The sequence below is a fragment of the Acinetobacter sp. YH01022 genome, assembly GCF_013420235.1.
In the GTDB taxonomy this organism is placed as follows: domain Bacteria; phylum Pseudomonadota; class Gammaproteobacteria; order Pseudomonadales; family Moraxellaceae; genus Acinetobacter.
Genome location: NZ_VOYP01000072.1, coordinates 1 through 8,600, shown reverse-complemented (window position 1 = coordinate 8,600; position 8,600 = coordinate 1). Strand labels below are relative to the sequence as shown.

Genomic DNA, 8,600 nt, shown 5'->3' with positions numbered 1-8,600 from the left:
GGTAAAGGTGGTGCTATAGCAGGTACTGTGGGTCGTGGTGCTGTAACTGCTGCTAGAATGGCAGCTCCGGTTGCTGCAGTCGCCGGTGCAGGTGTTGCGGGTTATGCTGTAGGAACTGGTATTCGTAATGCATATATGACCACTGAAACAGGGCAAAAATTTGATGATAAGCTGGGTGAAACTATTGCAAAAACTTTAGCGGTATTTGGTAATGAAGATGCTAAAGCTGCACTAGAAGCCCAAGCTAAATATGATCAAATGATTGCTGAGCAACAAACAAATAACCAGTACAGCAAAGAGTTAATTGGCAGTATCAAAACATTGATCAATGTAACCAGTCAAAATAAGCCTGTGATTAATATGCCTGGTAGTCCACTCATGCAATCCATGTCTTCAAATTCAGCAAATGAAGAGAAACGGCATGGAGCACCACCCGCTTATTTGATGAGGAAATAAGGAAGTGTTTCCACACTTAAAATACTGATGAATCGATAAAAATAACCTCACAATAAGTGGGGTTTTTTATGGGCTGGGCTACAGATTTACATGATGCAAGTTTTCGCGGAGTACAGTTCGAATGTACGACGGTTAGCGATTCTTGGTCTAAAACTATTGCTACACATCAAGCCCCCTACTCTAACGCTGCATCTGTGGAAGATATGGGTAACGAGCCTCGTCGGATCTCTATCCAGGCAGTCTATGCGGGTGAAGACTATTTAACCTGGCTAAATGCCCTTTTAACCGCTCTACAGGAAAATGGTCCAGGTGAACTCATCCACCCAATTTTTGGCATTTGCTATGCTCAAGTCACAAATCATAATGTTAATCATGATGTTGATAATTATGATGCCTGCTCATTTTCAATTGATTTTGTCATTGCAAAAAGTCAAAAAACTAAACGCTTTATTCCATTAAAAACCCAAAGTTTTATTCAGCCGACTTACATCATTGCTAACCCTGCAGCTGCACTTAAGCAAGCGTTAGAAAAGTTAAAACTGAATGATAAGAATGCCTTTTTTAATGTCATTAATAAAATTCGGACTGGCTTACAAACAGTTCGTAATGTTATGGGGATTGCTAAAAATGCTATAGAAAATATCTTGTCTCCAGAAACTTGGGCGACTGGATTAATTGATGACATTACTGGTCTTGTCACTTTTGATATGAGCATTTCAGCCGTTTCAAAATGGCGCGATGTGATTAAGCGTATTCAGCGCTTTGATAAGCTATTTGATACTGATGATGCTCAAAATGAACCTGCTGAATTAAAGCAATTATGGCGTGCTACACAAGTTGCATCTGTCGTTGCGATTTCACAAAGCGTCGTTGAAACTGTACGCAATGAAATGGCACAAAATCAAGAAACGAGTTTTACCCCAGTTGAACTTGCAGTCATTCGTCAGCAGAACCGTCAAACCTTGCAACAGGTTATTAATATTGAAAGAGAACAGGTCTCTTTAGGTATTGATGCTGTTAGTCAGATTCAAGTTTATAAAGACATTGCCGACCAGATTCATTTACAGATTCAAGAACTGATTGAAGTTCACCCCCCAATTACAACTGCACGTATTCAAGTGCCTTGTACCCTACATTGGTTGGCCCACTTTTTATATGAAGATATGGAGCGTGCCCACGAAATTCGTCGCTTAAATCCTGATTTGGTCAACCCTGCTGTGTTACAGCCTGGCATGGAGATTACTGTCTATGCTCGATAATCAGAATAAGGCAATTCGTTTGATCATTGGCGGTTTTGAAATCAATACCTGGGATGATGCCTCTATTGACTCAGCCATAGATACCCCAGCAGAACAATGGAGTTTTAGCCTATTCAGTGATGATGACTTAGAACTACCGGCCTCAGTAAAAGCGGGTGCCAAGGTCCAAGCTTATTATGGTAATGAACTCCTTCTGACCAGTACTGCTGATGCTATAGATGAAGGCTGTGATCGTTCTGGCTATGCGCTTAAAATTTCTGGTCGTGATCTGGTAGGTCAGCTGATTGATTGTTCAGTGCCTATCTTTAATGGTCGTCAAATGAATCTTGAAGAACTCATTAATAAATTTGTTCTTTCTGGTGACATGGGACCTTTATTCAATAATTTTAAAATTCAAAACAATGCCTGGCTAAAAAATAAAATCTCTGTTGAGCCTGGCGAATCGCTTTGGGATTCCATTGTAAAAGCTGCTCAAGTGACAGGTCAGCATGTTTGGCTTGAACCGGATGGAACTCTGGTTATCGGTGATCCGTTTAAAAATGCGTATCAGGCTCAAACCAGTCTGCAATTAATCAGATACAGCGATGCAAATAATGTACTTGATGCACGTTATACCGAAGATGTTTCTAATGTATTTACTGACATTAAAATTTTAAGCCAGGATGCGAAAGGCCAACATATTTTAGCAACTGGATCTGCTGAGACACAGCTTAACCATAAGCGTTTAAAAATCGTTTCTTTAAGTGATGTCGAAACTAAGACTGAAGCTGATGCAGCGTTAGAAAAAATTATAAAAGACAATAATCTTCAAGCCTATTCCATGCTTGCAACAGTGCCAGACTGGACGCTTAATGGCAAAGTCTGGTCAACAGGTTGGTATGTCAATTTTGAGACCAACCGTTTAAGTCGTGCTACAGCAAAATGGGCTGTAGTTGGACGAACGCTTACCCTGTCCAGAAGCAATGGCAAAAAGACTTCTCTTAAATTGCACCGTCAAGGCGATTGGGCACAACCGCTGCTTTATAAAGACCCTCAACAATCCACATCGAAAAAATCCAAGAAGACCAAAACGGCCAAGCCAGATAAGGAAGAAAAGAAATGATTGAAGCTGTTCAGCGTCAAATACAAAAAGGCCTGGGACAAATTAGACAAAGTTTCCTGGGCATTGTGGCACGTGGTGGATCAAAAATGCTGCAGTTCACCGGTTTTGCAGATGAAGTATTGGATGAGGTAGAGCTGTTTCAGCAGGTCGGGTTTAGCTCATTTGTGCCTAAAGATGCACGTGTAGTCGTGATCCCTCTGCAGGGAAAAACTTCAAAGTCAGTTGTTATTGCCACTTCAGGCGGTCCCATTGTTATTGAAGTTAATGAAGGTGAAACCTGTATTTATGACCAGTTTGGTCACTCTGTCTGGCTAAAAGAAGCCGGTACATATATTGAGGGTGATTTATTCGTCAATGGCAAAGTTCAAGCCACTGAAGATGTCATTGATAAGAAAAGTTCTATGCAGGACATGCGTGAAATTTATAACGGCCATACCAATGGCAATACACCTCAGCCAAGCCAGCAAATGTAGGTGATCACATGGCGAATATTAATTTAGAAACGAAAGATTATGTGCTGCTCAGTCTTGATGCTGCATTCAGCAATGATGATGTGCAGTGTGTCTGCCAACGTCTTGGCATTCACCGTGGTAAGTATTGGGCGAATCCATATTTAGGCAGCCGTTTATATACCTTAAAGCAATCTAAGGACCTCAGTCGAAATGTTTTATTGGCTAAACAATATGCAGAAGAAGCGCTTGAAGATTTAGTTCCGGAGCGCTTTGAATCAATCACAGTTTCAGCTTCACAGTCTGAAAAAAGCCGTGTCGATTTAACCATTGATGCTGTGCGCATTACGGGTGAAAGCCAAAAAATTATGTATTTCGTACCCGTAGGAGGCTAAACGTGTATCAAATTCCTGCATTTTCAAAATTACATCTGGTCATTGTTCAAGAAATTCGTAACCAAACTGGCCTAACAATTACATCGGATTCTGATGCTTCAATCCGTGCAGATGGTACGGCTGCTGTTGTTGAGGGTCTCTATCACCATCAAGCCTATATTCAACGTCAGCTTTTTGTACAAACTGCTGATGAGCCGTATCTATATATTCATGCTGAAGAACTCAATGTTCCGCGTCTGGGCGGTACACGTGCGTCAGGTACTGTTAAAGCAAAATCTAACGCTGAAATTACCATTGAAGCCGGGACAAAACTCACTGATGGAAAAGGCCATTTTTGGAGCGTCATTTCTACAACAGTCGTTCAGCCGAATATCACAACTGAAATCAGTGTAACTGCTGACCAGATTGGTGCGTCATGGAACTTTACTGGCACTTCATTGATGTGGGTCAGTCCGATTGCAGGCTTGAGTGGAACTGCTGAAGTCATATCCATTGCAGGTGGCTCTGATGAAGAAGAGCTTGAGGCATGGCGTGCTCGTATGCTTGCAAGCAAACAGCTTGGCCAGGCGCGTGACCGTAAATCTGACCTTGAACGGGCTATGAAAAGTGTTCCTGGCATCGGCAAAATTTATATTTATAAAAAGCGTCGTGGACTAGGTTCAATGGATGTCGCAATTACTGCAGTGGGTAATCCGCCAACCTTACCAGCTCAAGCCTTGCTTGATTCAGCCCAAGTCGTTTTGGATGAAGAAGCTGGATTTTGGGCAGATTGTCGAGCGTATTCACCGACACAGCAATTAATTGATATTACAGCTGCTGTAAAAGGCATGGGTGTGAATTTCACCGATGTTGAAACCACGATCCGTACCTATATTGCTGAGCTTGCCCCAGTTGAAGAATACCAAGCCAATGTTCTTGTATCCCGCATCATGGCTTTAGCCAATGTAGAAGATGTAGTGCTTACTCCTAATTCTAACGTTCAACCGATTGTGAACTGGATGCATACCTACTGGCTGCGTGCAGGCACTGTTTCAGTGAGCGCTGCGCCATGACTTTAGAAGAAACCACAGAGCTTTATGCTTCGGTATTACGTCAGCTGTTGCCCGTAGGGGGTTATGACGCATCACCGAACACAGAAGCTTTGGCGGTTGATGTATATGCGCATGCAAAACTGCTGGCACAGGCAGATATTGATGCCAAACGCCTTTTGAAGGTTTTGGAAGAGCTTCCACCTGAACTGTTACCTGAATACGAACTAGAGTATGGCTTACCGCTGAAGTGTACGGTGAATGCTAGCAGAACGATTGAAGAACGGCTTGAAATTCTGAAATGGGTACGCAGTACACGGAATGTCTTGAACCGAGCTTATTTTGAACAGGTTTTAAAGATTTTTGGTGTAGAGCTTTTTGAGTTTAAAAAGTTTAAACCCATGCAATGTACATCGCCTTGCAATGCACCAGTCAATACAGAACAGCTGCGGTACAAAATCAGGATCGTGATTCCTGATACTACACCTGCTGACATGGACTGCATTATTCAGAATTACTTTCCCGGATATTTACGAATAGATGTTTTGAAGGTTCCTATGCTTTTCAGTACATCAAAACCTTATCCAGTTTTACATATCGAAAGTTTGTCTACTAATTTTGAGGCGAATGACGGTGTGTTGAAAGAGCCTATAACAACTGAAACTGAAAATATCGACACTTCATTTTCAATTGATTCTGTAAGTTTTAGAACACCTCAAAATGTGATTACAGCCGAAGTTGAGAGTTTAAAAACAGGATTTTCACTTGATGGAGTTCAGATCACTAAACAAGTTGCATATTTAAGTACTACAGCTGAAGTTGAATATATTTCAACTGCATTTGCATTAAATGGTGCACAAATCACAAAAACCATTAGCTATTTATCCAATACGGCTGACATTGAAAATATTCAAACAGGATTTGCGCTGAACAGTGTTCAAATTACAAATTAGGTAACATTATGAATTTAGAAATCAATAATGAGGTTGGGGCAAGATTCAAGCTTGTTGCACGCAAGGCTTCAACCGGTGAAATCACTCGAGAAACCGACTGGTTTCAAAACATCGTATTAGATACAGGTCTAGCACAAATGTCTTCTGGTGTCTGGATTGACCGTTGCTGTGTTGGCACGGGAAACAGTACACCCGTTGTAACTCAAACACAGTTGGATGCATTTAAAGCAAGCACAACCAGCATACAAGGTGCAGTTGCGTCAGGAATGCAGTTAACTACTTTGCCTTACTATGACTGGTTAAGAGTAACTTACCGGTTTGGTGAAGGTATTGCAGCAGGGAATATTTCAGAAGTTGGGTTAGGTTGGGCTAATGCAAATATGTGGAACAGAGCTTTAGTCAAGGATGCCAATGGTAATCCGACCACCATTACAGTGCTTAGTGATGAATATCTGGATGTGATTACTGAAATCCGCGTTTATCCGCAGGAAACATTATCGGGCAGCTTTAATTTTTTAAATAAAGCGGGTGCAATTGTAAGTAGTCATACTTATACAGGACGAGCTTATCACACAGCCCCTCAGCGCTATCATACCAAGATTGGTATAGATTCCATTGGTATTTATAGTGGCGCAATGAGTTCCTCACCAACAGCAGGCCCTTCTTTTTCAGGCCGCTTGGATTATGGAGCTCCAACAACAACTACATACCCAACCCCTTCATCCATCCAATGTACTAAGAAATTCCCTATTGCTAATGCCATTGGGGAACACAGAACACTATTTGTAGAATCCACATTTCTTTCCGCAGGTTCAGGAATGGGCTATCAGGTTGAGTTCACTCCGTCGATCATCAAGACCAATCAGATGGAGCTGACATATACCGTCAGTATGAGCTGGGGCCGTTATACAGGAGCTTAAGCATGTTACCCGATAATGAACTCTCAACACGTCCTGTCGCGGCACCATTCTTAGTTCCGTACCGACTGGATAAACTGGTCGACTATGAATGGGGTGGTGTGAATATCGCGGATACTTCACAAGGCCTGCAAGTGAAGATTTGGACCTGCAAGTATCTGGGTAATCAAATCATCATTACCGATGGTTTGATTTCGCATACTGTTCTGAATGTTGAAAATGTCACTGCACTTAGCTTTGCTTTTGATTTGAGTATGCAGCCGGTAGTAACCTATGTAGTAAATAGTGAAACTTACCTAAACTGGTATGACACGGCCATATCCCAGCGTGTAACCACCAATTTTGGTGCGAATTTCATTACGCCACAGCTCGCACTGGATGAACATCGTGAGGTGCAATCTTCAAATGCTGATGTCATTTTCTCATATATTAAAAACAACAAAGCATATATGCGTTTACAGCGTGAACGCTTCCTCATAGAACATGAAATCGCTACAGCAAAACGTCTTGTACAAATTGGCATGATGACCAACCAACGTTTTGGTTTTGCACTTTATAACTGGAATTAAAACATGCAACGAATTGATAGTGTAAATGCGCGTGATGATATCAACGGTACTGGCAAAAAAGGCTTTCATGACAATGCCGATTTACCAGGACAGGATGCGACATACTTAACACCAGATTGGTTAAATGCAATCCAGGAAGAATTAGCGAATTTAATTGAGAAAAATGGTATTCCTTTAGATCCGAATAGTCATATTCAATTATTTGAGTTATTAGCTACAAAAAATGGGGTTCAGATTGATTTAGATGCTATTGAAAATGTATTAAATCAATTTGCAGATACAATTGAAGCTCGATTGCAACAGTTGCAACGAGACCAAGAAAATGCTGACAATGAACTTCAGACTCAATTACAAGATGCAATTGAGCAATTGCAGCAACAAATTTCTAATTTATCAAGTGGACTGGCGTCACTCTATCCAAAAGTCATTATGGCTGGAGTTATTAAGCCTGGACAAGCTTGGGAAATTAACAAACCTGCTGGTAGCAACATTAGTTTTCTTGATACGCGCTACGCTATTCAGATTACACCAGAAGGTGGACATGAAGCGTGGGGTATCTCACGCCAAGATACCAAAATTGGAATTAGTGTTTTCGACCGCTCAGGTACGAACCGTGTTGGATATTCAGGCAATATCAGCTGGTCAATTATTCAAACTGAAGGTCTTACCTCATCTGCGGGTAATAGTGATTACATCTATACAGGAACGCCTGTAGTCTTTCCTATTCTAGCTGGTGAATCCAAGTCATTCTTATTAATTGGTGCAGGTGGTGGTAGTGGTTCATCTCGTTATGAAGATTTAGTAGCTAACTCAAATCCGGCTACATTAAAAGGTATGGATGGTGAAGCTACATATCTATCTATTGATGGCACCAATATTATATTTACCGCTGGAGGTGGTAAGGCTGGCATTGGTGGTGTTGATGGCGGCAACGGTCAGTATATTAATGGTACTGCAGGTGCTGGTGGCCAATGGACAATTTCTGGTGAATACACATCTGCGACTCGGAGTAATGGTCAGCCTGGTAATGCAACGGGTGCCAATCATACTGGTGCTGCAACTGATTCTAACGGACGTGGTTCAGGTGGTGACGGTGCTGATGGTTATGTTACCGCTACTCAAGGTTTTGGTGGTGGGGCTGGTGAAGGTGCACGGCTTTCTATTATCTATACTAACAATACTGCTAACACTCAGTATGCACGTTTATATGTCGGTAACGCTGGTAAGGGTGAATCATCGCTATTAACTACAGATGGAGATGGTAATACTGTTACGCCTGCTAATTATATTGCAGGTAAAAATGGCTCTAATGGCTTTGCTCGTGTATCCAGTGCAGTTTGATAAGAAATTTAATTGATATTTATCTAATGCTTTGATGAGAAGCGTTAGATTTTTATTTAGTGCAGAATAACTGCAATTTATTTAGTGCAGAATAAAAAACAAATTAGTGCAAAAAAAGCCGAAAACTTACA

8 protein-coding genes and 2 pseudogenes are annotated in these 8,600 nt (G+C 41.4%); all 10 read left to right on the top strand.

Annotated features, from left to right (window positions below; genetic code table 11):
* Positions 1-456: pseudogene (locus tag FTT87_RS15155) on the top strand (hypothetical protein); the annotation flags it as partial.
* A gap of 68 nt (positions 457-524) precedes the next feature.
* Positions 525-1,715 (top strand): DNA circularization protein, encoded by a 1,191-nt coding sequence (locus tag FTT87_RS15150; protein ID WP_180175067.1) that lies wholly within the window; start codon positions 525-527, stop codon positions 1,713-1,715.
* The gene (locus tag FTT87_RS15145) at positions 1,705-2,817 is read left to right on the top strand and encodes a phage baseplate assembly protein (protein WP_180175066.1); all 1,113 of its coding nucleotides are present in this window, start codon (positions 1,705-1,707) and stop codon (positions 2,815-2,817) included. The genes FTT87_RS15150 and FTT87_RS15145 overlap by 11 nt, the downstream gene beginning before the upstream one ends.
* On the top strand, positions 2,814-3,290 hold the full coding sequence (locus FTT87_RS15140; protein ID WP_180175065.1) for a phage baseplate assembly protein: 477 nt from the start codon (positions 2,814-2,816) through the stop codon (positions 3,288-3,290). Before FTT87_RS15145 ends, FTT87_RS15140 begins: the two co-directional genes overlap by 4 nt.
* 8 nt (positions 3,291-3,298) lie before the next feature.
* On the top strand, positions 3,299-3,661 hold the full coding sequence (locus FTT87_RS15135; protein WP_180175064.1) for a phage GP46 family protein: 363 nt from the start codon (positions 3,299-3,301) through the stop codon (positions 3,659-3,661).
* A 2-nt stretch (positions 3,662-3,663) separates the two neighbouring features.
* Positions 3,664-4,713: a baseplate J/gp47 family protein gene (locus FTT87_RS15130; protein WP_180175063.1), complete on the top strand. Its 1,050-nt coding sequence runs from the start codon at positions 3,664-3,666 to the stop codon at positions 4,711-4,713.
* Positions 4,710-5,234: pseudogene (locus FTT87_RS15125) on the top strand (hypothetical protein); the annotation flags it as partial. The gene FTT87_RS15130 and the pseudogene FTT87_RS15125, both read left to right, overlap by 4 nt.
* Before the next feature lie 416 nt (positions 5,235-5,650).
* On the top strand, positions 5,651-6,562 hold the full coding sequence (locus tag FTT87_RS15120) for a hypothetical protein (protein WP_180175062.1): 912 nt from the start codon (positions 5,651-5,653) through the stop codon (positions 6,560-6,562).
* Between the two features lie 2 nt (positions 6,563-6,564).
* The gene (locus FTT87_RS15115; RefSeq protein ID WP_180175061.1) at positions 6,565-7,128 is read left to right on the top strand and encodes a hypothetical protein; all 564 of its coding nucleotides are present in this window, start codon (positions 6,565-6,567) and stop codon (positions 7,126-7,128) included.
* 3 nt (positions 7,129-7,131) lie between these two features.
* A complete protein-coding gene (locus FTT87_RS15110; protein WP_180175060.1) occupies positions 7,132-8,469 on the top strand; it encodes a hypothetical protein in 1,338 nt (445 codons plus the stop codon).
* The last annotated feature ends 131 nt before the right edge of the window (positions 8,470-8,600 follow it).

Excerpts from the sequence above, each read along its gene's own strand:
- FTT87_RS15150 (WP_180175067.1), top strand. The coding sequence starts at position 525 with ATGGGCTGGGCTACAGATTTACATGATGCAAGTTTTCGCGGAGTACAG.
- FTT87_RS15145 (WP_180175066.1), top strand. The coding sequence starts at position 1,705 with ATGCTCGATAATCAGAATAAGGCAATTCGTTTGATCATTGGCGGTTTT.
- FTT87_RS15140 (WP_180175065.1), top strand. The coding sequence starts at position 2,814 with ATGATTGAAGCTGTTCAGCGTCAAATACAAAAAGGCCTGGGACAAATT.
- FTT87_RS15135 (WP_180175064.1), top strand. The coding sequence starts at position 3,299 with ATGGCGAATATTAATTTAGAAACGAAAGATTATGTGCTGCTCAGTCTT.
- FTT87_RS15120 (WP_180175062.1), top strand. The coding sequence starts at position 5,651 with ATGAATTTAGAAATCAATAATGAGGTTGGGGCAAGATTCAAGCTTGTT.
- FTT87_RS15115 (WP_180175061.1), top strand. The coding sequence starts at position 6,565 with ATGTTACCCGATAATGAACTCTCAACACGTCCTGTCGCGGCACCATTC.
- FTT87_RS15110 (WP_180175060.1), top strand. The coding sequence starts at position 7,132 with ATGCAACGAATTGATAGTGTAAATGCGCGTGATGATATCAACGGTACT.